Consider the following 23,826-nt stretch of genomic DNA (forward strand, 5'->3'; position numbering starts at 1 on the left):
CCATTAAGCGGATGGGCAGGCGCGTTTAGGTGTGCTCGCACAACGTTTTCGTCAGGTAATGACGCTGCATACCGGCTTCGGGAAAATCCGGCAGCGACATTTTCAGGACATAGCCCTGTTTCTGGTAAAAGGGCAGGGCCTGAAAGCTAAAGGTATCCACTTGTGCGCTGTGGCAGCCTCTGGCCACAGCCGCCTGTTCCGCAGCACGAATCAGCTCACCGCCCAGGCCCGCACCACGTTGGGCTTCACTGACCCACAGGTAATCAATACACAGCCAGCGGCCTTTAATGCTGCCAGCCAGCCCGCCTTGTAACGGCCCCTGATCGTGACGACACATGACCGACAGCGGTCCCCATAACGCCGTGTCAATAAACTGATGATTCCAGGCACGCAGCCCGGTAAAGAGATCCTGCTTGTCCTGCTCACTCAGCGTGTGAGTCACGGTCAGCGAAAAAGTGGTGTTAACGGGCCTGCTCATTTTTTGTCCTTATATCCCCTGCAAGGGATAATATTGCCGTTATCAAAAGGGGCATCTACGCTATCAATATCCCCTCCAAGGGATAAATTCTGATGAATGATGGAGCGCGCAAGATGATTTACAGTCCCCGGCAGTTAGCCAATCAGCTGAAACGCCTGCGTCAGCAGCAGGGCTGGACCCAAACCGACCTGGCCAAACGCGTGGGCCTGAAACAGGCAACGCTGTCTCATTTTGAAAATTATCCTGAGTCTACCTCACTGGAAACGCTGTTTAAAATTTTGCAGGCGCTGGATATTGCTCTGGCGCTGCAGATCAAAACGCCCCCGACCACGCCAGCGGAGGATGCCTGGTAATGGCAAAACTCATCGCCTGGATGAACGGTGAGCGGGTCGGAACGTTAATGCAGCATCATGACGGGACGCTGAGCTTCCAGTACGCTGCCAGCTGGCTTCAGCATCCGCTCACCCGGCCTCTCTCACTGTCACTGCCGCTGCAACGTGCCGCCCACCACTCAGTCAGGGTGAGCTATTTCTTCGAAAACCTGCTAAGCCCCATCCCATTGACAGAAAAGGAAAAGAACCAGGCTTTCCAGACAAAATCCTGTGGGGTTTTCGCCGTATTGCAAAAAGTGGGATACCGGTTACCGGGTGCACTCATCATGCTGCCGGTAAACCAGCAGCCCGTTGAGCTGGATGACGAATCCATAATGTCCGATATGGCCAGCGCACATGCCGACAGCGACAACGCCTTTCTGTGTCTTGCGCTGGCGCGTGAATTGGGCCTGCCTGTACCGGATGCCAGGCCGCTTCGCCAGGAAGGCGGGGGCTGGCAATTGTGCATCACGCGTGACGACCGTCGCTGGAATGCGGACCGGACGCAGTGCTACCGCCTTCCCACCGAAAACCTGTGCCAGGCGCTGGGATTCCCGCCCGCATGCAGTCATGAACAATCGGGCGGTCCGGGCCTTGAGGCACTGATGGGATTACTGATGGGATCGCGCAGCGCGCTTACCGATCGCGAAGCGATAATGCGTTGCCTGGTATTTCAGTGGTTAACAGGCATCACCAGTCTGGATGCCCGACATATCAGATTGTTCATCGAGCGCGAGGGGAGTTTTCGGCTGGCACCGTTTCGTTGTCTGGTCTCCGCCTGGCCCGCGCGCTCTCAGCGCAAAATGGACCGCGATGACATCCAGTTACCCCTTGGTGTCACTGGCCCGGCGGGCAAGCTGCATCGCATCACGCAGATCGCGCCCTCACACTTTCTGGCCAGTGCCCGCAGCGTGCGGTTCAGTGAGGAGCAGATGCACGCTATCCTGAATGGCTTTGTGTCTGCTTTACCGGCTGCGATGATCCGGGTACGTGACAGCCTGCCAGAAGAGGTTTCTCTGGTGGTGGCCGATGCGATTTTCAGCCATTCATTGCTGATGCTCGAACAGGTCCGTTCGCTGACCTGAAGGGATCATGACGTTTCCGGCTGGTAAATCAGATGTCCCGCCACGCCGCCTTTGCCCCCATCTTTGGGATGATTCATGCCATCCGTCACGGGAACGGAGGCGAAATCAAAAGGGGAAACGCCTGTCAGGCACGCCGCGTTAACCCCGAACTGTTCGGGATTAGAGCGGCTCTGGTGGAAGGTGTAAATACCACAAACCGAGCAGAAATAATGCACCGCCTGTCCGGAATTAAAGCGGTATTCACTCAGCGCCGCTTTCCCTTTGTGGATCGTCAGCCCCGAAGCAGGGGCAAACACCACCACGGCACCGCGCATCCGGCAAAATGAACAGTTACAGCGTCGGGCCGTATTCAGCCCATCCAGCAGTTCAACAGTAAACGCAACCGCACCACAGTGGCACTGTCCTGAAGTGATTTCTGACATCGCTTGCTCCTTTTTCATCCTGTCACGTTTCGCAGCGTGACAGAGGTGAGGGGTTAATGGCATAAAGACGAAAGGGAATTCAGCCAGGATATTGTGAATGCTTAACGTAAAAGACACCAGCATGACGCCGGAAGAGTGCAGACATTTTCTCACGCAGCACATGTTTGGAACCCTGGTGAGCAGCGATCTGCAAATCAGCCATATTCCGTTTTGCTTCAACGGTGAAAACGTTCTTGAAACACATCTGGCACGCAATAATCCGCAACGGGTTGCGCTGGCGCAGCAGCCGTGCCTGCTGAGCGTTCTGGGTCCGCATGCCTTTATCAGTACGGATTACTATCTGGCGTCACCTGCCGTTCCAACCTGGAACTATGCCGCCGTCAGCGTGAAAGGCATCAGCAGGCTGATGACGCAGGCGGAACTGGGCCAGTCGCTGGACAGAATGTTAGCCGCGTTTCAACCGGGCCTGAGGCAGGATAAACAACGGCTTCCCGATGATTATCAACAAAAACTGATGCAGGGCATCACCGGTGTCAGGATAGAGATTAGCCACATCAGCGGCACGCTGAAGCTTGGGCAGCATCGCCGTCCACCCGAACAGCTTAATGTTTTCCAGCAACTGGCTGCCCAGGGCGGTGCGTATGCGGATTATGCGCGCTTTGCTCAGGACTGGCTGAGCCGCTTCCGGCCAGACGTACTGACCCGTCACCACGGTGCGTAAAGGCTGAGGAGGGAATAAACCGGGCAGCGTCACATGAAGACGCTGCCCGGGTACGTCAATCAAAACTCTTTTTGCCCACCCAGCTCAATGACGCGGTTTGGCGGGATCATAAACTGTTCATGGGCACGTAACGCATTGCGCTGGAAGAAATGGAAGATGGCACCACGGGCATGTGCCAGACCGCGTCGTTTCTTCATCACCAGCGTGTCGTGAGAGGTGAAAAACGACGCCTCATTTAACGTACAGCCAAATCCTTCCAGCCCGCACAGGTGCAACACATCTTTCATGGAAGGCCGTTCATGCCAGCCGTATTCGGCCGTCACCTGCCAGAAGGACGGCGAAAGCTGACGTAGCGCGATGCGCTTCTGGTTATGAACACGCGGCAGGTCAACCGTTTTGATATGCAGAAGAACCGTCCGCTCATGCAGCACCCGGTTGTGTTTCAGGTTATGCAACAGCGCCTGCGGAATTTCATACGCTTTGCGGGTCAGAAAAATTGCCGTACCGCCAACCCGCATCGGGGGCGAAGCCTCCAGCGAGCTAATCAGGGCTTTTAACCTGACGGGATCGTCAGTCAGACGACGAATGAGCCTTGAACGCTCTCCGCTCCAGATCAGCATCAGCATCAGCATCGTCATCGCCAGCAACACGGGGACCCAGCCGCCCGACAGCAGTTTCATCAGGTTGGAAATAAACAACGGAACGTCGATCGCCAACATACAGAGCAGGAAAACCAGCGCCACGGGCAGCGGCCATTTCCAGTTTTTAAAGGCGACGATACCGGCCAGGCAGGCTGTCAGAACCATGGTGCCGGTCACCACGATGCCGTACGCCGAAGAGAGGGCCGAGGACTGACGGAAGGCCAGGATGACGACGGTCACCGCACCGAAAAGTAACCAGTTCACTACCGGAATGTAGATTTGCCCCGATTCGGTTGCCGAGGTGAAAATGACGCGCATCGGCGGCAAAAAGCCCTGACGAATTGCCTGATGTGTCAGGGTATAAACCCCACTAATAATCGCCTGAGCCGCAATAACGGTGGCCAGCGTCGACAGGATGATTAACGGAATCTGCGCCCAGACCGGGGCCAGGATATAAAACGGGTTTTGTATCGCGGCGGGACTGGCCAGCACCAGCGCCCCCTGACCGAAATAGTTCAGTACCAGAGCAGGCAGGGCAATGATCAGCCACGCCAGCCTGATGGGGGTTTTCCCCAAATGCCCCATGTCAGCATACAGGGCCTCCGCACCGGTCACCGCCAGCACCACCATGCCCAAAGCTGCGAAAGACAGGGCTTCATGATTCAGCAGAAATTTCAGCGCAAATGCCGGGTTGAGCGCATGAAGAACATGGGGATTCATCAGAATTCCGTGCACGCCCAGTATCGCCAGGGTGATAAACCACACCAGCATAATCGGCCCAAAGACGCGGCTGACCCGTTCAGTGCCGTGTTTTTGAATCACAAATAACAGAGTCAGAATCACCACAGCCAGCGGCACGATATAGCGATCCAGCGCGGGTGCAACAACCTCGATCCCCTCAACGGCAGATAGCACTGAGATGGCCGGCGTGATAATGCCGTCGCCGTAAAAAAAGGCGCCGCCCGTCAAACCGGCAAGCACAATGATGCGGCTGAGCGTGGCGCCAACATTTTGCCGGGCCAGCGACATTAAGGTCAGTATTCCCCCTTCGCCATCGTGATCGGCGCGCATGATGAACATGACATATTTCACCGTCACAATCAGCATCAGTCCCCAGAAGATCAGCGACAGAAAGCCCATCACGGCTTCTTCGGTGACCGCGCCAGAAGGAAGGATAGAAAGACACTCTTTTAAGGTATAAAGCGGGCTGGTACCGATATCACCAAATACGATCCCTGCTGCTGCCAGCATACCGGCTGGAAGGGATTGCTTTTCAGACTGGGCCATTTAATGTCCTGTTGTATTTCACGTCATCATAAGCTTCAAACCGACAGTTACACCGGTTGACGCTGAGCATGACATTACGCGTTTTGCTGTGAATTAGGGAGTAGCTGGTGATGTTATGTACTGCATTTTTACAGCTTTGCGCTTTATTTTTACGGCATTTTTATACAACTGTCGATTTATCCGGCAGTGAGGCCTGACGCTGACCCTTTACCGCTACCGTTTCCCCCTGACGCGTGATTCGCCTGCCAGGTCAACACACGCGGATAAGGTCTCATCTCAACGCTGCCTCCCTCGTAACAGCATGCGGACGCGTCCGTGCACGCTCAGAACAGTTCCTCAAAGTGTAATCAGCCCGTACAGGAAACACCACGCAGCCTCTGCCGTTTTAAAAAAATATTTTTTAATAGTCCTTATTTATGATTAATGCTGTCAGCGATTTTTTAAGGCTAATTAATTTCAAAAAATAAAAGACAAATACGGTGTCGTGGACAGGGGGTGAAGACGATTTTGCGCTGTCTTTAGCCAACTTTTACTGATTAATGTTGTGTGTCGTTTTAAATAAGGTTGGATAAACGATGACTGAAAATAAATTTTGTTTATTTTTAATCATTATCACTTCTTCTTTTTAATTTTCCTTTCTGCCTTTAATAGTCAAACTCTCATTCAGCGGGCTAATCTGTTTTTATGAAAATAAACGTTTTGTCCTGATATCTTTGCGACACAGCACCATCTGACATTAATGCTAATACCTGAAGCGTCGATATATTTATTGCTGGCGTTATTCAGCATTACTTACAGAATTACCGTCTTAATATTCGGGGTTTTAATATGACTATTACACAGCGACTTTTCCTGACGTTTTCTCTACTCTCCGCAGCTATGGTCGCGATGGTAGTGATCGTCATCATGGTGTTAGCAGGCTTTCAGTCGCGTTTTCAGTACGTGCAAGACAACACGCTACCTTCAATTGTAGACCTTGATAAAATGGTCAACGGCAGTAATCGGGTTAACGTATCGCTTTATCGCCACCAGAGTGCCAAAGATTCGGCTAAGCAGGTTGAGTTCGAAAAAGAAATCGCTGCGAAGATGGATACGCTGAAAGGCCTGACCCTGTTCTATTTAAAAAATGAAATTACCAACGATCAGGATAAGCAGTTAAGTGAACATGCGCTGGCACTGATTAAACAGATCCAGACGCGCTTACCTGCCTTCCTTGAATACTCGCGTTCGCATGATGACGCTCATTCTCTTTCCGCCTTGCAAGGCCCGGACGGTGTGGGGCAGTCTATCCGTGATCTCATTGAGAGTTATCAGAACCAACTGCAGTTTAATGTGCAGGTGGGCGCGGCTTTTCAAAAAGAGAATAACCGCGTTTATCATCAAACCTTATGGGCCTTAATCGCCGGTTCCAGCGTCATTATCCTGATATTGGGCGCGTTATCTGTTCGTACTATATTAAGCATTCGTCGCCATCTGAATGGTATGCGCACAACCATGGAGCACGCCAGCGAGCGGCTTGATTTAACGCTGCGTGCCGATGACGCACGTAAAGATGAAATCGGGTTAACGGCAAAAGCATTTAATGCTTTGGTGGAGAATGTGGCGCAGTCTTTGTCTGCCGTCGAACGGTCCGCCCACTCGGTCAGCACGGCCTCGTCGCAAATTTCAGCCGGTAACGAAGATCTCTCCTCACGAACCGAACAGCAGGCCGCGTCGCTTGAAGAAACGGCGGCCAGCATGTCTGAACTGAGCGAAACGGTTCGTCAGACGGCTGAAAATACCCGTCTTGCCAGCCAGTTGTCTAAAAACGCGCGTGAGATATCCAGTGACAGCTCTGACAAAGTGCACACCATGTTAGGCACCATGACCGATATAAAACAGAGTTCGGAGAAAATCACCGCCATCATCGCGCTGATTGAAGGTGTGGCGTTTCAGACCAATATCCTGGCACTCAATGCCGCCGTTGAGGCCGCCCGTGCCGGCGAGCAGGGGCGGGGCTTTGCCGTGGTGGCCGGTGAAGTGCGTAATCTTGCCCAACGCTCGTCGGCCTCCGCACGGGAGATTAAAGATCTGATCGAATCGTCGATGCGTTATGTGGAAACGGGCGTCAGCCAGGCAGAGCAGGTCGGGGAAAATATGGGGCGCATGAATGATGCAATTCGCCAGGTCACCGATCTGGTTGATGAGATTGCCATTGCGTCTCAGGAGCAGTCGCTGGGCATCAGTCAGGTCCATCAGGCAGTGCATCAGATGGATGACGTTACGCAACAGAACGCCGCACTGGTGCAGGAAGCGTCATCAGCATCGCGCTCGCTGATGGATCAGGCAGGCGCACAGAATGATCTGGTTGCCGCCTTCGTGCTGACCGAGGCTCCCGCTGTACAGGCGCGCACGGTGGCGCCGCTCAAACCCGCCTTCGCGATGGCGACCGCATCGGCGGCAAATCAGGACGCAAACTGGCAACATTTCTGATGTGTCGGGCCTATATTTTACCACTGTAGAGTACGGGCCCGGTGGGTTGCCCGGTCGGTGAGCCGCCCCGCGGCTCCCGGCTGATGGCGACCACCGCGTTTTTCAGGGAATCTTGCCGTTTCAGTGCCAGTTGGGTGGCCTGTTCAGCGTTAAGTAACCCCAGCGAAATGGGACGACTGCCTGTTGGAATCAGCCATAACTGCAGGCTGGTGTGGCTGTCAGCCGTTACCGGCTGCAATGGCGTCACCCGTAGCTGGGTTAAATCGTGGTCGGCGCTGACCACCCATTGGCTGTGTTGCTGAGCGTCACTCATGACGGTAAGCGGGGTAAACTCTGGCACGTAAAATATGCGCCAGGAAAAAAGGGCAAGGACCGCAATGGCCGCCGCTACCATCCAGCCCAGTGCGGCGCGGCGGGCAGGGCGGGCAGAGGGTTTTGCGGGCAGATTCAGGACAATTTTCTTCCAGACCCGATCCGGCGGGATTTCGGGTATCAGTTGACTGTCCAGCCCAGCGAGTAACGTTTGCCATTTGGCAACCTGTTCGGCCAGATCTGGCTCGGTCAGCAGGCGCGTCTGAAAGCGTAACCGGGCGGGGCCACGCAGCGTACCAATGGCGTACTCTGCAGAGAGTGCATCGTCACGTTGTTGTCTGTTCATAGTCCGACACATTCCCGAAGGTGGGCCATGGCACGGCGGATCCAGCTTTTCACCGAACCTACCGGCTGCTGTAGCCAGTGAGCAATATCGCTGTGTGACATGCCCTGATAATAGGCCAGCGTAACGCTCTGCCGTTGCTCGCTGCTAAGGTTTTCCATACAGCGACGCAGGCGCGCAGCCTGGGCATCATCGGGCCTGCTGTCCGGTTCGTCGGTATCGACGACCAGCAGGGCATCATCATGCGGTTCTTCTGTACTGGCCATGCGCGCCTGTCCGCTACGTAACCAGTCAATACAACGATGACGAACGATCTGCGTCATCCAGGTCATCGGCGCGCTCAGCGCTGGATCATAGGTCTCCGCTTTGCTCCAGATGGTGAGAAAGCAGTCATGCAGCACTTCTTCCGCCCAGGGGCGATGGCGTAACATTCGTAAGGCAATGGCAAAAAGGTGCGGCGAGGTTTGCCGATACAGTTTTTCGAACGCCAGGCGATCGCCTTTCACGATCGCCTGCATCAGGGTTACCTGCTCCACTGCCCGCACCTTGTCCATAATCATCCTGAATGATGTGATTTTCCGTTTGAGTATAGAGAATTACTTCGGCATTAATACGGTATCAATCACATCTATCACGCCGTTTTTCTGGTTGACGTCATACGTACTGATATTGGCCACGTTACCCTGTGCATCTTTCAGCTGAATATTGTGTGGGCCATTATTCATAATCCACAACGGCTGGCCGTTAACGGTTTTCAGTTCAGCATGACCGCCGCCTTGCTTAATCTTGTTCTCCAGCGCTTTCATGTCGTATTTGCCTGCCACAACATGGTAGGTCAGGACGCTGGTCAACTGCGCTTTGTTTTCCGGCTTAAGCAGATTATCGACGGTACCGGCGGGCAGTTTCGCGAACGCGGCATTGGTCGGGGCAAAGACGGTAAACGGCCCTTTACCCTGTAGTGTGTCAACCAGACCGGCCGCCTTCACCGCCGCCACCAGCGTGGTGTGATCTTTCGAATTCACCGCATTCTCAACGATATTTTTCTGAGGGTACATCGCAGCGCCACCGACCATCACGGAGCCCGACTCCATTGCGGCAAATGAGGCGGCAGTAAACAGGAATGCGCTTGAAACTACGGCAACAGCGAAGAACTTTTTCATCGTAAATCCTCATAAGAGAGAGTGGGTAAGTGTCTTGCAAAGAGAGATACGAGAGCAGGGTCGTCACTGGATGCAGAAAAAAATAATTTTTTTACGAAGATTTATCCGCTGGAGGCGGGCGCACGGGTACGGTCAAGCACGCCTGGCCGTTTAAGCACAATTTTCACGGGCTGTCCGGCCTGGCGATACCGTCACTAATACAAAGCGTTTGAAGCACACTCAACCCGTTTCCTGTGTGCTTCAGACCTCATGCCGTTCGCAACAGCTGGCGTGAGCGGCTGATAAGCCTTATGGACCGCGAAGCACACCTGTCCCCCCCAACAAGACCTGTGGCTTACTGTTCGTTCTGCATCCACGGCGGCGCGCTAAAGGTAGTTTTCAGTAACGTGATAAAGCCCTGAGTACGGGGCAGGCGTTTGATTTCTGGCATGCTGGTCAGCGCGGCAATGTCGGCGGGCGGCAGCATAAATTCAGGCAGGAGTGGAACCAGTCGCCCCTGTTTAATTTCACTGCTGATGTCCCAGATCGAGCGCACCATAATCCCTTTGCCTTGCAGCGCCCAGCGTTTAATCACCCGACCATCGTTACTTGCCAGACGGGGCGTAATTTTGACGGTGACCGGGTCATGCTGATGCGCAAACACCCAACGAGTCACGTCCTCAGCATTTTCACGGATAACCAGACAGTGGTGCTGCGTGAGTTCAGCGGGATGCGTGGGCACACCGTGGCGCTGCAGATAATCCGGCGAAGCGCACAGCACGCGGCGGTTAGGTGCAATTCGGGTGCTGTACAACGACGAGTCCCGCAGGTTGCCAATATAGATCGCCACGTCCCATTTATCGGCCTGCATCCAGTTCGGATTGTCTGACAGCATCAGATCCACGCTGAGATCGGGATGCTGGTCAACATAATCGGAGAGCAAGGGCGCGATATATTCCGAGCCAAAGCCCAGCGGAGCCAGTACCCGCAACGTGCCGCTTATCCGGTTTCGGGTCTGGTCAATCACATCCTGTAGCTGGTCCAGCTCATGCAAAATCAGCCGCGCGCGTGCTAATAACGCTTCACCTTCGTCGGTCAGAATGATCCGTTTTGCCGGACGCAAAATAAGCTTAATGCCCATTTTTTGTTCAATGTGCTGCAGCCGCTGGGTCACGGACGGTGGCGTGATATCCAGATAGCGGGCGGCGGCGGCCAGGGTCGCGCTGGCGGAGATCACCTGAAAAAACCGCAGATCGTCACTGTTGATCATTAGGTTCAAACCTAATCATTAATTGGGTGTGTCTGCATTTTAAACTAAATGCATTGATGAGAGCATCCAGTAAACCCCTCAGGACAGACAATGATGCTTAACGATTCCTCACTGACAACGCCGTATCTGCTGCTGGACAAAGTGAAGTTCAGGCGGAATATCCGCAGGCTCTACGATCATATTGATAGCCTGCACTGTCAGATTCGCCCCCATCTGAAAACGCTACGCACGGTACAGTCGGCCCCCTGGCTACTGCGTGACCGGGCTTCACCGGCCACGGTGTCCACACTGGCTGAAGCCGAGGCGTTTGCTGCCGCAGGTTACCGCAATATCCTTTATGCCGTGGGGATTGCGCCGGACAAGCTGCCGCGCATCGCGGCCTGTCTTCGTCAGGGTGCCCAGGTGCATCTTCTGCTCGACAGTCTGACACAGGCGCAGGCCATATCTGCATACGGGCAGCAGCATCAGGTGGCCTTTAGCGTGTTTATCGAGATTGACTGCGACGGTCATCGGGGCGGCATAAAACCGGACGACAGCGCCCTGACCGACATTGGCGCGTATTTGCAGCAGAACGGAATGCATGTCGAAGGGGTGTTAACTCACGCAGGGGAATCGTATCACTGCCGTACGCAGGACGAGATTGCACAGGCGGCACGGGCGGAGTGCCAGGCCGCCATCAAAGCGGCTAAGCGCCTTCGCGCGGCTGGCGTGACCTGTCCGGTGGTGAGCGTGGGATCGACGCCCACGGCCCATGCCGTAAGGGATTTAGACGGGGTAACGGAAGTGCGCGCCGGGGTGTTTTCCACTTTCGATCTGTTTATGACCAACCTCGGCGTCTGCACCGCCGACGATATCGCGCTTTCTGTTGTCACCACGGTAATTGGCCACAACGCTGAAAAAGGCTGGCTGTTTGTCGATGCAGGCTGGATGGCGATGTCGCGCGACCGTGGCACCGCCTCGCAAAAAACCGACTATGGCTACGGCCTGGTATGTGACAGCGAAGGGCGATCCACCGGACTCCTGCTGTCGACCACCAATCAGGAACACGGCATTATCGCCATTCCGCCCGACAGCGGTCACCAGGTCACGGATTTCTCGCTCGGGACCCGGCTGCGGATTTTGCCCAATCACGCCTGCGCCACTGCCGGAATGCACACCCGGTATCAGGTAATGGACAGCCAGAGCGGGGAACACGAAGTCTGGCATCGCGTCACCGGCTGGTGATGTCCCGCTCCTTTCTTTTTTCAAGAGGCACGTATGACTGATTTCAATCCCGATGACGTTCACCTGTCCAGCGGACACTTTATCGACGGACAATTTGTATCCGCCAGCGGTCAGGCTATGCGCATTAAACGGCCTTCTGACGGTCAGCATTATGCAGAGATCCATGAGGCGGATGCCCGTACCGTCGACGATGCCGTGACCGTGGCCGAAGCACGGCGCATCAGCAGCGGCTGGTCGGGTTGTTCGCCACGAGAACGGGGTGCAGCCCTCTCGCGCTGGGCAGACTTAATCGAAAAAGACAGTGAATACCTGGCGCAGCTGGAAGCCGTCGGATCGACCCGACCCGTCACCGATGCACGCAATATCGAAGTGCCCTTTACCGCGGCGGCCCTGCGTTTTTATGCCGAATGCGCGGACAAATACAGCGGTGACGTGTTTCCAACGCAGCACAGTAGCCTGGGCATGCTGGTGCCTGAGCCCTATGGGGTGATCGGCGCAATCACGCCGTGGAATTTTCCCCTGTCAATGGCTTCCTGGAAATGCGGCCCGGCTCTGGCGGCAGGTAACGCGGTGGTGCTGAAGCCGTCTGAACTGACGCCGTTTTCAACGGCCCGTCTGGCCGAACTGGCGGTGCAGGCGGGGATCCCATCCGGTGTGCTGAATGTGATCCAGGGCAGCGGCAAGGTCACCGGTAATGCGCTGGTAACGCATCCGCTGGTGCGCAAGGTCTCCTTTACCGGCTCCACTGCCACCGGTGCGGCGATTATGAGCCAGGCGGCCCTGCACGGCACTAAACCGGTCACGCTGGAGCTGGGCGGCAAAAGCCCGCAGCTGGTCTTTGATGACGCCGGCGACGCCGACGAGATTGCCGAACGCCTCTTTCTGGGATTCACAGTGAATGCCGGTCAGGCCTGCGTGTCCGGAACACGCTTGATTATTCAGAAAGGCATTGCTGAACGTGTGACAGAAAAGCTGATTGCACGCTGTCAGAAACCCGTGCCCGGCATGACCTGGCACGCGTCAACACGTTATTGTCCGCTGATTGACGCACGCCAGGGTGAAAAAGTGGCCACGATTATTGCGCAGTCCGTCGCTCAGGGTGCGCGGGTGCTGGTGGGTGGAAAACGCTACGACAATACGAAAGAAGGCTGGTTCTGGCAGCCCACACTGCTGGAGAACGTCGGCCCGGATAACGTGGCGTTGCACGAAGAGATTTTTGGACCGGTGCTGACCATTCAGACCTTTACCGATGAGGAAGAAGCCCTGGCGCTGGCGCAGCATGCGGTCTTTGGCCTGTGCGCGGGCGTCCACACCTTGAACATGCCACGGGCGATGCGCTTAATGCGCGCGCTGGACAGCGGAACGGTGTGGGTTAACCGCTATCGCCGCACCTGGGATTTCATTATCCCTACCGGCGGTTTTCAGGGATCCGGCTTTGGTAAAGATCTGGGCCGCCAGGCCTTTGAGGCCTGTCAGCGCTATAAAAGCGTATTAATCGATTTTTAACCTTTCGCTGGAGAGCAGATATTATGCCCGCACCGCTCAGGCTGGTTCAGGACAGTACGCATTTTCCCGACTCGGTGGATGTAGTGATTATTGGGGCAGGCATTGTCGGCGCGGCAACCTGCTGGGCGCTCACCCAAAAAGGCTATAGGGTGGCGGTGATCGAAAAGGGCCTGGTCGGGGCTGAACAGTCAAGCCGTAACTGGGGCTGGTGCCGCCAGCTTAACCGGGATGAACGGGAGATCCCGCTGATCCTGCATGCGCTGCAACGCTGGCATGAACTGAGCAAGGAAATCGGCATGGACGTAGGATTCCGCGCCACCGGGCTGGTCTATGCAACGTGCACGGAAAAGGACATCCGCAACTGGGATAACTGGGGGAAAATGGCGAAGCAGTACGGCATTCGTAGCCAGATTCTCAATGCCGCAGAGGCAAAAGCCATGACGCCCGGTAGCCGCACAGCGTGGAAAGGCGGCGTGCATTCACCCGATGACGGTTATGCCGATCCCGCGCTTGCCGCGCCAGGCCTGATGGAGGCGGCGGTGAAAAAGGGCGCCTTTCTGTTTCAGCGCTGTGCGGTGCGCGGGCTGGATATTTCGGCAGGTCAGGTGAGCGGGGTGATCACGGAAAGAGGTCTGATTAAAACCTCGCGCGTGGTCTGCGCCGCAGGTGCCTGGACATCGCTGTTTTGTCGCCGGCACGGCATCGATTTACCTGCGGGTAATGTCATCGGCAGTGCGTTTCGTACTTATCCCGTCGAACAGGTGATTACCCGGCCTTTCTATACGGATGCGTTTGCCTGTCGGCCACGATCGGACGGCGGTTATACCATCGCACTGTCCGGCACGGGTCGTCTTGAGCCCGGCATTCAGGGGCTGAAATATGCCCGTCAGTTCTTCCCGTTATACAAAGCACGTCGGCTCAATCTGGAAACCAAAATCCGCCTGACCTCCTTTCTACAGGGACCGGAGTCGCTGGCGCGCTGGTCAATGGAGCGCCCGTCCCCCTTTGAAAAAATCCGCATTCTGGACCCGACGGTGTCGGACGGCGTGGTGGAAAAGGGGCTGATGGCCATCGGCCGTGAGTATCCTGCGCTGGCCGGGCTGCGAGTCACGCAGGCCTGGGGCGGCGTCATCGACTGTATGCCTGACGATATACCGGTCATCTCCACCGTGCCACAGCTTCCCGGTCTGGTTCTGTCGGCGGGCTACAGTGGGCATGGCTTTGGCATCGGTCCCGGTGCCGGCCGCCTGACGGCCGATCTGGTGACCGGTGATGATCCCATCGTGGACCCCACGGCGTTCCGTTACAGCCGTTTCCGCGATGGCAGCGCCCTGAAACAACCCGGCATGATGTAAGGAGAAAATATGCTTCAGCGATTGCAGGCGCGAGATATCAATGACCAGCCGCATCCCGGTCATTACTCCCACTATTGTCTGGGGGCAGGAATGATGTTTATTTCGGGTCTGTTACCGGCCACGCCCGCAGGGGAGATGCTCAGCGCCGCGCCCTTTGCCGATCAGGTCCTGCAGGTCTTTGCCAGTCTGGATACCTGCCTGCGCCAGGAGAATCTTACCCGATCACAACTGGTGATGGTCAGAGTCTATCTGGCTGACATCGCATTATGGGATGATTTTAATGCGCTTTACGCGCAGTGGCTGGGGAGCTGGAAACCCGCCCGCGCTGTGGTGCCGGTTTCCGGACTGCATTATGGTGTCCTGTTAGAGATTGAAGCGACGGCGGTGCAGACGCGTTGAACGGCGCGCTTTGCCCGCGGCGCGTCGCCGTAAGGGATGGTAAAATGCGCATATGCTCGTCAGGAGAAGGCCGCCAGGCATGAAGCTCACCGCTGAATTCTTCAGGATACAACTCTGTTTCGCGGCCTGGGTGGCGTCAGGCACAGGCATGCCGCTGGCCAACGCGATTATGGATTACACGAACATTTTTATTCGTCTGGGGTGCGGGCGGCGGTTCGATCCTCAGCTTCCCGCCTGGTCAGACTATATTCGCGGCCTGCGGCACAACCCCGATAAAGATGCTGAGTATACGCTGGCTGTCTGGCAATCCCGGCCGCCTGTTGCCCCACCCGATATGGTGGGGCGTTCGGGCTGTTTCTCATTCAGTCTGGAAACGGATCGGTCCGCACGCATTCATTTTGAGCCCACTGACGGAACGGTTTCGCCCCTGTGTGACAGCGAGGTCGCCGCGCGTCAGCGCGAATTGTGCGGTTTACTGGCGCAGATAGTGACTCTCACGCCCGCGGTAAAAACCCTTCGTGGGCTGTCGTGGCTCTACCATCATCACCGCTATCGTCGGCTGTTTCCGCCCGCGTACCTGCGTTCGGCCATGCCGGTCACGGACCGCTACCGTAATATGCCGCTCTGGGGACAGTTTTTGCGCTGGGACGGTAGCCTCAGAGCAGAACGTGCGTCGCACTTGTATCAGCATATTCAGGGCGAGTTTCATCCTTCCCGCCTGGCGACCGGTTTTCCGCTTCAGCCGCTGGCGGTCAGCGCACCGGTGACTGTTTTTCAAGCGTTTTACGCGCGTCGGTAAAGAGGCTGAGTCAGCATGTCCGACATGACGCGTTCAGCGCTGAAGAGGGAACCGGTGACGGGCTAGTGTGACAGAAGGAGAAGACGTCGCTTTTTACGTGACAGTGTCACCTTTATAAGCGGCTAGCGCCGTGCCATAAAATCTGGAAAGGCCGGAACAGGCAGCACAGATAACACTTTCAGCCGCTGCAACGTGCGAACCTGCGCGCGCTCCAGATGATCCTTCATGCAGGCGGCCGCCAGTTCCCAGTTCCGTTTCAGCAAAAATTCATAGACCAGGCAGTGTTCATCCAGCATGGCACTGTCGACAGGGATACGCAGCAGGTCATAGAAAATGCGCGTGACGATAAAGGGCGACTGGTGTTGTCGCAGTATCTGCATCATCAGCTTGTTACCGGCAGGCTCCAGGCAGCGAATGTGCAGATCTTCTTCCAGGGTTTCCAGTTCAATGGCCGTTAACTGCTTACCCTGCGATTTTTTCGCGTTATCCAGCCGCGACTTCAGCCAGTCGACGTCCAGCCGTTCGCCTGCTTTACGCAGCGCTGCGGGTTCAAGATTGGCCCGGATTTCAAAATGGTCGCCCAGCTCGCGCGCCGTTAACGGACCGGTAAGCCACTGGGAATAGGGTTCTTTTTCCACCAGGCCTTTATCACGCAGGCGCATTAAGCTCTCACGAATCACGCCCCGGCTGGTGGTGTAATAGTGTGCCGCGTCCTGCTCATCCACCTGATAGCAACCAAAGATCATCGCGGTCGACAGCACACCCTGGAGGTGCTCCAGCACTTTTTCACCCGTACTGCGGGTGTCGACCAGTTCCTCATGATGCGCCAGCCCCAACAGTTCGCGCGTCAGGGCAATGCGCACGGGTTCGACGTCTTCGTCGTCACGGGCCACGATAAAGCCCCGGCCTTCAAAGCGGGCAATCCAGCCTTCTTCATGCAGCATACTTAACGCCCGCCTGACCGGCACGCGGCTGGTGCCGAAGAGCTGTGCTAACGGACCTTCCAGCAACACCAGGCCTTTAGGAACGGCGTTTTGCTGCAGCACGTTAAGCAGCACCTGGCGGATGATTTCATAACGCGCAGAACCGGCGTCATCCATGTCTGCTCCATTCATTATGTTTCGCATTGTCTTTTTCCGCTCCCATCCTGCCCGCCAGATTATCACATCTGAGGAAATAACGACGGCTGCCCACGCACAGCACTGCGTTAGTGCACGGCGCTCTAAAATGGATCATAAATAAATTAGTACATTTAATACAAAGACAGGATTTTACTCCGCCTGAACAAATGTCTGTCACTACTCCCAATTTAAGCTTTTGTTATTGCTGATTTAAATTATTTAATGATCGATAAGATCACAAATATGTAACTTAACAGTCCTTTTCCTGGCATTGTTATTGCTATCTTCAAATGTACATTAAATTGCAATATACATTTAAAGGTAAGCGTGTGCAGCCAGAAACCGTCCGTCAGTTATACATTCAGGGTCAGATCGATGCGCTGGGAATCAGTGCGCTTTATGCACAGCACCGCCTTTCACCCCTGGCGTTTACTGAGGCCTGCCTGACCGCCGCAGAAAATGCCCCTTCGGTGTTTATTTCGCTCACCCCGGCGCGCGCCCGTGAAGAGGCCGAAGCCTCAATGCAGCGCTGGCGGCAGGGCCAGCCGTTGAGTCCACTGGATGGAATTCCGGTGGCCTGGAAAGACCTGTTCGACCTTCAGGACTGCCAGACCACCGCCGGTTCGGCCACCCGGCAACACGTTTCGCCCGCCCTACAGGATGCACCCGTCGTTGCCCGGTGCGCGGCGGCGGGCATGGTCACGATCGGCAAAACCAATCTCAGCGAATTTGCGTTTTCCGGACTCGGCCTGAATCCCGCGTTTGGTACACCGGTTATCCGGTCATCAGCGGGCAGCCTGCACGCGCCGGGCGGATCGTCCAGCGGGGCAGGCAGGGCAGTCGCGGAAGGCCTGGCCTGTATCGCGTTTGGCACCGATACCGGCGGATCCATTCGTATTCCGGCCGCATTCAGCGGCATTACGGGCTACCGCGCCAGCCGTGGCCGTTATGCCATGGACGCCGTTTTTCCGCTGGCCCGCTCGCTGGATACCCTCGGCCCGTTATGCCGCAGCGTCCGGGATGCTATCGCTCTTGATGACATCCTGTGCGGTCCGAATACCACCGCCTTTCCTGAACCCCGTTTCCGGGTTGACGACGCGCTCCTCATGACATGCCAGCCCGCCGTTCGCGATAACGGCCTGAGAATGCTGGATCGCCTCGACGCGGCCGGCTTTGCCATTGACCGCCAGCCGCTTACCGCGTTTACGCAGGCGCTTGACTGGATCGCTGAAAAAGGCTGGCCGGGTGGGCGCGAAGCCTGGTTGCTGCATCGCCTCTTATTAGCCTCACCTGACGCAGAACGCATGGATGCCAGAGTGCGCGAACGTCTGCTTGCCGCCAGCGATCAGGACCCGGCCGTGCTCGATACCTTTCTGGCTCAACGTCAGCAGTGGCAACAGGCCCTGGCGGCGGAGCTGGCGGGCGCAATACTGATCACTCCCACGGTGGCCCATACCGCACCGGAACTGGGTCCGCTGATGCAGGACAGCGCGCTGTTCGCCCAGACCAACGTGGCCACGCTGCGCCTGACCATGCCGGGCAGCCTGCTGGATATGCCGGGCATCGCCCTGCCGAGCGGTACCGATGACCGTGGGTTGCATACCAGTCTGCTTTTCTCTCTACCGGCTGGCGAAGATCGCCGGCTCCTTCATGCTGCCAGCCGACTGGCAGGTCTTTTTACCGCAGACGATTCGGTCTGCGCTTAACGCTCCAGAGGAAGAAAAGATGGCGAAAGAAATCTTATGTGCATTTGGTGTGGATGTGGATGCTGTTGCCGGCTGGCTCGGCTCTTACGGCGGGGAAGATTCCCCTGACGATATCTCGCGCGGGCTGTTCGCCGGAGAAGTGGGCGCACCGCGTTTGCTGAAAATGTTTGCTGAACATAATCTGCGCACCACCTGGTTTATTCCCGGCCACTCAATCGAAACCTTCCCGGCGCAGATGAAAGCGGTGGTTGACGCCGGCCACGAGATTGGCGTGCATGGCTACAGCCATGAAAACCCGATTGCCATGACGCCCGCGCAGGAAGAGGCGGTGCTGGATCGCAGTATTGAACTGGTGACGCAGCTTGCGGGTAAACGTCCAACCGGTTACGTCGCGCCCTGGTGGGAATTCAGCAATGTGACCAATGAGCTGCTGCTAAAAAAAGGCATCAAATACGATCACAGCCTGATGCACAACGACTTTCATCCCTACTACGTTCGCGTAGGCGACAGCTGGACCAAAATTGACTACAGCCAGCATCCGGACACCTGGATGAAGCCGCTGATGCGCGGCGAAGAGACCGACCTGGTGGAGATCCCCGCTAACTGGTATCTGGATGATCTGCCACCCATGATGTTTATCAAGAAGTCACCGAACAGCCACGGTTTTGTCAATCCGCGCCATCTGGAGGAGATCTGGCGCGATCAGTTCGACTGGGTATATCGCGAAAACGACTATGCCGTCTTTACCATGACGATTCATCCCGACGTATCAGGCCGTCCGCAGGTGCTGCTGATGCTGGAGCGCCTGATTAAGTACATCCAGAGTCACCAGGGCGTGCGTTTCGTCACTTTCGACGAAATTGCCGACGACTTCTTAGCGCGCCAACCGCGTTAAGCCTTTTTCTCTTGCAGAGTGATCACGACATGAGCATCTACAAAAAAAAATCCGTTAACGGCTGGCAGCCCCAGCAGTTAACCACCAGGGATGTCAAATTCGCTACATGGATCGCCTTCTTCGCCTGGATCTTCGCCGTCTATGACTTCATCCTTTTCGGCACCTTGCTGCCGGAGATCGGCGGTCATTTTGGCTGGAGCGAAGTCGAACAGTCTGAAATTGCTACCTGGGTCGCGTTTGGTGGGGCAGTGATCGCTCTGGCCATTGGCCCGCTGGTGGATCGCCTGGGACGGCGCATGGGCATCGTTATTACCGTGGGAGGCGCGGCCCTGTGTTCGCTGCTGACCGCAATAGGGGGATTATGGGGCAAGGGCGCATTGACCGCCATTCGCTCCGTTGCCGGTCTGGGTTATGCAGAGCAAACGGTTAACGCCACCTATTTATCAGAACTCTATACTGCGCTGGACGATCCCAAACTCAACAAACGGAAGGGATTTGTCTACAGCCTGGTGCAGGGCGGATGGCCGGTCGGTGCGCTGGTGGCCTCGGCGCTGACCGCGATTCTGCTGCCGATTATCGGCTGGCAGGGCAGCTTTATCTTCGCAGCCTTTCCGTCGCTGGTGATCGCGCTACTGGCGCTGAAGCTGAAAGAAACGCCTCAGTTTGAAGTGCAGAAGAAAATCAAAACGCTGCGGGAGCAGGGTAAAGAGAAGGATGCACGCCAGGTCGCGGCCGACTATCAGGTTCCGTATGAAGATCAGCCGAAGTCAGGTTTTGCCTCGGCATTTCGCGGCACGGCGTTGCGCTCAACCGTGGTACTGGGTGTTGCCATTTTGCTGAACTGGTTCGCCATTCAGATCTTCAGCGTGCTGGGCACCACGGTAATTACCAAAACCCACGCGGTCTCGTTCAATAACTCTTTATTGATCCTGATTCTGTCTAACCTGGTGGGCTATTGCGGCTATCTGGCACACGGCTGGCTCGGTGACCGCATCGGTCGTCGCAACACCATCGCGGCCGGCTGGATGCTGGGCGGTATCGCCTTTGCCGCGATGCTGTTCTGCCCGGACAACTTTGCCATCATCGTGGCCCTGTACAGCGTCGGTCTGTTTTTCCTGATTGGTCCGTATGCGGCCGCACTGTTCTTTATCAGTGAAAGTTTCCCGACCGCCATTCGTGCTACTGCGGGCGCATTAATTATGGCGATGGGGCCGGTGGGCGCAATTGTGGCCGGTGTCGGCACCACCTCAGTGCTGAGTCAGGGTGGACACTGGCAGGAGGCGGCACTGTGGTTTGGTGCGGTTCCGTGCTTTGTCTCGGGCATCATTATTCTGTTCGCCCGGCCGGTCACGCAACTGAATACGCACATCGCCGCCGCCTCCACTCAACCTCAGGCCTAAGGAAACCCTATGCAGAATGCAAACACAGCCCCGGTTGCCGCGATCAGCGGAGCCGCAAGTGGGATTGGACTGGCGCTGGCAACGCTGTATGCCCAGAGAGGCGTGCGGGTGATAGCGGGCTATTATCCGCAGGATCCCCACGATCCGGCCGTCGCGGCCGAGCAGATTGAAGCGGAGGGCGGTGACGCGCTCTGGCTGCCGCTTAACGTCGGATCCACCGACTCGGTGGACGCGTTTATTGCGCAAGGCGTACAGCACTTTGGACGGCTTGACGCGGTCGTCGCCAATGCGGGCATTCTGCGTCGGGCAGAGATTGAGGAGATGAGCGACGCACGCTGGGATGAGATGCTCAATGTCGATCTGACCGGCGTGATGCGCCTGTTCCGTGCCGCTGCCGCCCACCTTCAGTCGGGGGCCAGCCTGGTTGCGGTGTCGTCGATTGCGGGCGGTGTATATGGCTGGCAGGCGCATGCGCACTATGCCGCCGCGAAGGCGGCGGTGCCCGGCATTTGCCGCTCGCTGGCCGTCGAACTCGCGCCGCGCGGGGTGCGATGTAATGCCATCATCCCCGGGCTGATTGAAACGCCGCAGTCGCTGGATAAGGACAATTCGCTTGGCCCGGAAGGGCTGGCGAAGGCGGCGAAGGCGATTCCGCTGGGTCGCGTTGGACGCGCCGAGGAAGTGGCGAAAGTCATCGCGTTTCTCACCAGCGACGAGAGCAGTTACCTCACCGGACAGAGTCTGATTGTCGACGGTGGACTCACCGTTCGCTGGCCGGATTAAGGAGAACCCATGCAACTCAGGATGAAACGTTGTGTAATCAGCGGCGCGGCCAGCGGCATCGGGGCGGCCATCGCGATGCTGTTCGCCCGCGAAGGTGCCCATCTGATACTCACTGACCGCGACAGTACAAAGCTCAAGACTGTGGTTGATCAGTGTCGCCAGTCTGGCGTGCCGTGTTTTGGCATTGTGGCCGATGTCGGCGACGTGGAAGGCGCCACGGCGGGCGTGGATGCCTGCCTGGCGCAGTTCGACGGAATCGATATTCTGGTGAATAACGCCGGAATGCTGACCCAGGCGCGCTGTACCGATATCACGCTGCCCATGTGGGAAGAGATGATGGCTGTGGATTTACGCAGTGTCTTCCTGGCGACGCAACGGGCGTTGCCGTCCATGCTGGCGCAGCGCTGGGGCAGAGTGATCAACATCGCGTCGCAGCTCGGTATCAAAGGCGGTGCCGAACTCAGCCATTATGCGGCGGCCAAAGCCGGCGTATTAGGCTTTACCCGATCGCTGGGGCTGGAGGTGTCCGCAGATAATGTGCTGGTGAACGCCATCGCGCCCGGTCCGATTGAAACGCCGCTTATCGATGGCATCAATCAGGCATGGAAAACGGCTAAGGCAGCCGAACTGCCGCTGGGACGTTTTGGCCGGGCGGAAGAGGTCGCGCCGGTAGCGTTACTGCTGGCAAGTGAGCCCGGCGGTAACCTGTTTGTTGGCCAGACGCTTGGCCCAAATTCCGGCGATGTCATGCCCTGAGGAGAAGCAGATATGTGCGGCGTTTGTGGTTTACTGGACAGCGGTCCGCAATGGAGCGATGCGCTACAAAACGATCTGCCCCAGCGCCAGTTGCGGTTAAAGCAGCTGGCGCTGCTCAACCGAACGCTTAAACCCTGGCGGCTCACGCTGACTGAGTTTCATGCCAGTTGGGTGCTCTCCAGCCCAACCGGTCAGCAGGTGATGGTGAATTCACTGGACCTGTTGTGGAAAGAGGTCGAGAAGATCACCAAACGCCCGCTTGATCCACTGGATGAAGCCTGGCTGGCGGCGCTGTAAGGCATACAAGAGGAGCGGCTATGCTGCACGATCAAAAACTGCCGCTGCATATTCTGAGCGGTTTCCTGGGAAGCGGCAAAACCACGCTGCTGAAAGGCTGGCTGGCGCAGCAAGATCTGAACGACGTTGCATTGCTGGTTAATGAATTTGGTGAGGTGGGCATCGACCATCATCTGCTGAATGAAGTCGCGCCCGATACGGTGCTGCTGCCCAGCGGCTGCGTCTGTTGCCAGATTCGCGGCGAACTGAAAACGGCGTTACTGGATCTCTATGAACGGCGCGTGCGCGGCATGCTGCCGCCGTTCAGCCAGGTCATTCTGGAAACCACCGGCCTTGCCGATCCTGCGCCCATCCTGTCAACATTGCTGCACGATCCCCAGCTTAAACATCACTTCAGTCAGGGCACGCTGGTGACGCTGGTCGATGCCGAGCATGCCCGGCAGCAGTCGATGCATCAACCGGAATGGATAGCCCAGGTCAGCGCGGCGGATAAACTGTTGTTCAGCAAATGCGACCGTATCGGACAGACCGAACGCGTGGCGCTTCAGGCCTGGATTGCCGGGCTGAACCCTATGGCGGAACTGAGTGACACCGTGCAGGCGCTGGCCGATCCGGACCCCTTATTTGGCCTGCGCCTGGCAAAAGGCAGCGGGCAACAGCGGTTTCGCTGGCTTGGCGCAGCCGGTGCGTCCGGTTATCGTCTTGCACCCCATGATGAGAATCCGCATCCGCTTACGCAAACCTGCGTGATCACCTTAGAGAACGCCCTGAACTGGCCCGCGTTTGCTATCTGGTTGTCAATGCTGTTACATAGCCATGGTCAGTCTGTATTGAGAATGAAAGGCATCTTACGTTTCAGCGGCAGCAGTTCACCCGTGGTGATTCATGGCGTACAGCATACGTTACATCCGCCCGTTCACCTGAATGACTGGCCCGGCGATGTCGATACCTCAAAACTGGTGTTTATTCTGCGCGGACTGGATCCCGAGCGACTGAAACAGGGATTCAGCCGTTTTCAGCAGGCGGTAAAGGATAAGTAAAACA

The 23,826-nt window shown here is 56.6% G+C and carries 24 protein-coding genes; 16 read left to right on the plus strand and 8 right to left on the minus strand.

What is annotated here, in order from left to right:
- Positions 1-25 precede the first annotated feature (25 nt).
- A complete protein-coding gene (locus C1N59_RS10085; RefSeq protein WP_039340309.1) occupies positions 26-478 on the minus strand; it encodes a GNAT family N-acetyltransferase in 453 nt (150 codons plus the stop codon).
- Between the two features lie 113 nt (positions 479-591).
- Here C1N59_RS10085 and hipB point away from each other — a divergent pair, with 113 nt between their 5' ends.
- Both hipB and C1N59_RS10095 read left to right on the plus strand, forming a co-directional pair.
- Positions 592-831, plus strand: a complete 240-nt coding sequence (gene hipB / locus C1N59_RS10090; RefSeq protein ID WP_033741710.1) for a type II toxin-antitoxin system antitoxin HipB — start codon at positions 592-594, stop codon at positions 829-831.
- A complete protein-coding gene (locus tag C1N59_RS10095) occupies positions 831-1,934 on the plus strand; it encodes a HipA domain-containing protein (protein WP_058708127.1) in 1,104 nt (367 codons plus the stop codon). Before hipB ends, C1N59_RS10095 begins: the two co-directional genes overlap by 1 nt.
- Positions 1,935-1,939: 5 nt before the next feature.
- On the opposite strand, the gene C1N59_RS10100 is transcribed toward C1N59_RS10095, so the two are convergent.
- Positions 1,940-2,356 carry a GFA family protein gene (locus C1N59_RS10100; RefSeq protein WP_054633743.1) on the minus strand — a complete coding sequence of 139 codons (417 nt, stop codon included), beginning with the start codon at positions 2,354-2,356 and terminating at the stop codon, positions 1,940-1,942.
- Positions 2,357-2,453: 97 nt separating this feature from the next.
- Between C1N59_RS10100 and C1N59_RS10105 the strand changes: the two genes are divergently transcribed.
- Positions 2,454-3,077 (plus strand): FMN-binding negative transcriptional regulator, encoded by a 624-nt coding sequence (locus tag C1N59_RS10105; protein ID WP_054633744.1) that lies wholly within the window; start codon positions 2,454-2,456, stop codon positions 3,075-3,077.
- Between the two features lie 59 nt (positions 3,078-3,136).
- Here the strand turns inward: C1N59_RS10105 and kup are convergent, their stop codons facing one another.
- A complete protein-coding gene (kup, locus tag C1N59_RS10110) occupies positions 3,137-5,005 on the minus strand; it encodes a low affinity potassium transporter Kup (protein ID WP_263757970.1) in 1,869 nt (622 codons plus the stop codon).
- Positions 5,006-5,833: 828 nt separating this feature from the next.
- Here kup and C1N59_RS10115 point away from each other — a divergent pair.
- Positions 5,834-7,477 carry a methyl-accepting chemotaxis protein gene (locus tag C1N59_RS10115; protein WP_394550752.1) on the plus strand — a complete coding sequence of 548 codons (1,644 nt, stop codon included), beginning with the start codon at positions 5,834-5,836 and terminating at the stop codon, positions 7,475-7,477.
- Between the two features lie 10 nt (positions 7,478-7,487).
- Here C1N59_RS10115 and C1N59_RS10120 read toward each other — a convergent pair whose 3' ends face one another.
- The 4 genes from C1N59_RS10120 to C1N59_RS10135 form a co-directional block, all read right to left on the minus strand.
- Complete coding sequence (locus tag C1N59_RS10120; RefSeq protein WP_282498826.1) at positions 7,488-8,135, minus strand: anti-sigma factor; 648 nt, start codon at positions 8,133-8,135, stop codon at positions 7,488-7,490.
- The gene (locus tag C1N59_RS10125; RefSeq protein WP_033741702.1) at positions 8,132-8,686 is read right to left on the minus strand and encodes an RNA polymerase sigma factor; all 555 of its coding nucleotides are present in this window, start codon (positions 8,684-8,686) and stop codon (positions 8,132-8,134) included. The genes C1N59_RS10120 and C1N59_RS10125 overlap by 4 nt, the downstream gene beginning before the upstream one ends.
- 42 nt (positions 8,687-8,728) lie before the next feature.
- A complete protein-coding gene (locus C1N59_RS10130) occupies positions 8,729-9,292 on the minus strand; it encodes a fasciclin domain-containing protein (protein ID WP_006119170.1) in 564 nt (187 codons plus the stop codon).
- A gap of 334 nt (positions 9,293-9,626) precedes the next feature.
- The gene (locus C1N59_RS10135) at positions 9,627-10,541 is read right to left on the minus strand and encodes a LysR substrate-binding domain-containing protein (RefSeq protein ID WP_006119169.1); all 915 of its coding nucleotides are present in this window, start codon (positions 10,539-10,541) and stop codon (positions 9,627-9,629) included.
- A gap of 93 nt (positions 10,542-10,634) precedes the next feature.
- Here C1N59_RS10135 and C1N59_RS10140 point away from each other — a divergent pair, with 93 nt between their 5' ends.
- From C1N59_RS10140 to C1N59_RS10160, 5 genes are all read left to right on the plus strand, one after another.
- Positions 10,635-11,765, plus strand: a complete 1,131-nt coding sequence (locus C1N59_RS10140; RefSeq protein WP_394550817.1) for an alanine racemase — start codon at positions 10,635-10,637, stop codon at positions 11,763-11,765.
- Between the two features lie 33 nt (positions 11,766-11,798).
- Positions 11,799-13,271: an aldehyde dehydrogenase family protein gene (locus C1N59_RS10145; RefSeq protein ID WP_394550754.1), complete on the plus strand. Its 1,473-nt coding sequence runs from the start codon at positions 11,799-11,801 to the stop codon at positions 13,269-13,271.
- A 23-nt stretch (positions 13,272-13,294) separates the two neighbouring features.
- A complete protein-coding gene (locus C1N59_RS10150; RefSeq protein WP_054633748.1) occupies positions 13,295-14,626 on the plus strand; it encodes an NAD(P)/FAD-dependent oxidoreductase in 1,332 nt (443 codons plus the stop codon).
- A 9-nt stretch (positions 14,627-14,635) separates the two neighbouring features.
- Entirely contained in the window at positions 14,636-15,025 is a 390-nt protein-coding gene (locus C1N59_RS10155; protein WP_006119165.1) for a RidA family protein, read from the plus strand.
- Positions 15,026-15,104: 79 nt separating this feature from the next.
- The gene (locus C1N59_RS10160) at positions 15,105-15,824 is read left to right on the plus strand and encodes a hypothetical protein (RefSeq protein WP_394549401.1); all 720 of its coding nucleotides are present in this window, start codon (positions 15,105-15,107) and stop codon (positions 15,822-15,824) included.
- Between the two features lie 122 nt (positions 15,825-15,946).
- On the opposite strand, the gene C1N59_RS10165 is transcribed toward C1N59_RS10160, so the two are convergent.
- The gene (locus tag C1N59_RS10165; protein WP_039340319.1) at positions 15,947-16,990 is read right to left on the minus strand and encodes a GntR family transcriptional regulator; all 1,044 of its coding nucleotides are present in this window, start codon (positions 16,988-16,990) and stop codon (positions 15,947-15,949) included.
- 284 nt (positions 16,991-17,274) lie between these two features.
- On the opposite strand from C1N59_RS10165, the gene C1N59_RS10170 reads away from it, so the two are divergent.
- The 7 genes from C1N59_RS10170 to C1N59_RS10200 are packed head-to-tail and all read left to right on the plus strand — an operon-like array spanning position 17,275 to position 23,822.
- Complete coding sequence (locus C1N59_RS10170) at positions 17,275-18,651, plus strand: amidase family protein (RefSeq protein WP_394549402.1); 1,377 nt, start codon at positions 17,275-17,277, stop codon at positions 18,649-18,651.
- 19 nt (positions 18,652-18,670) lie between these two features.
- Entirely contained in the window at positions 18,671-19,546 is an 876-nt protein-coding gene (locus tag C1N59_RS10175; protein ID WP_033741691.1) for a polysaccharide deacetylase family protein, read from the plus strand.
- Positions 19,547-19,575: 29 nt separating this feature from the next.
- On the plus strand, positions 19,576-20,946 hold the full coding sequence (locus tag C1N59_RS10180) for an MFS transporter (protein WP_162285735.1): 1,371 nt from the start codon (positions 19,576-19,578) through the stop codon (positions 20,944-20,946).
- A gap of 9 nt (positions 20,947-20,955) precedes the next feature.
- Positions 20,956-21,729, plus strand: coding sequence for an SDR family NAD(P)-dependent oxidoreductase (locus C1N59_RS10185; RefSeq protein WP_394549404.1), 774 nt, complete (start codon positions 20,956-20,958; stop codon positions 21,727-21,729).
- Between the two features lie 9 nt (positions 21,730-21,738).
- Entirely contained in the window at positions 21,739-22,485 is a 747-nt protein-coding gene (locus C1N59_RS10190; RefSeq protein WP_054633751.1) for an SDR family NAD(P)-dependent oxidoreductase, read from the plus strand.
- Positions 22,486-22,497: 12 nt separating this feature from the next.
- Entirely contained in the window at positions 22,498-22,782 is a 285-nt protein-coding gene (locus tag C1N59_RS10195; RefSeq protein ID WP_006119159.1) for a hypothetical protein, read from the plus strand.
- A gap of 20 nt (positions 22,783-22,802) precedes the next feature.
- Positions 22,803-23,822, plus strand: a complete 1,020-nt coding sequence (locus C1N59_RS10200; RefSeq protein WP_283786659.1) for a CobW family GTP-binding protein — start codon at positions 22,803-22,805, stop codon at positions 23,820-23,822.
- The last annotated feature ends 4 nt before the right edge of the window (positions 23,823-23,826 follow it).

Source organism: Pantoea sp. SGAir0183 (assembly GCF_043545505.1).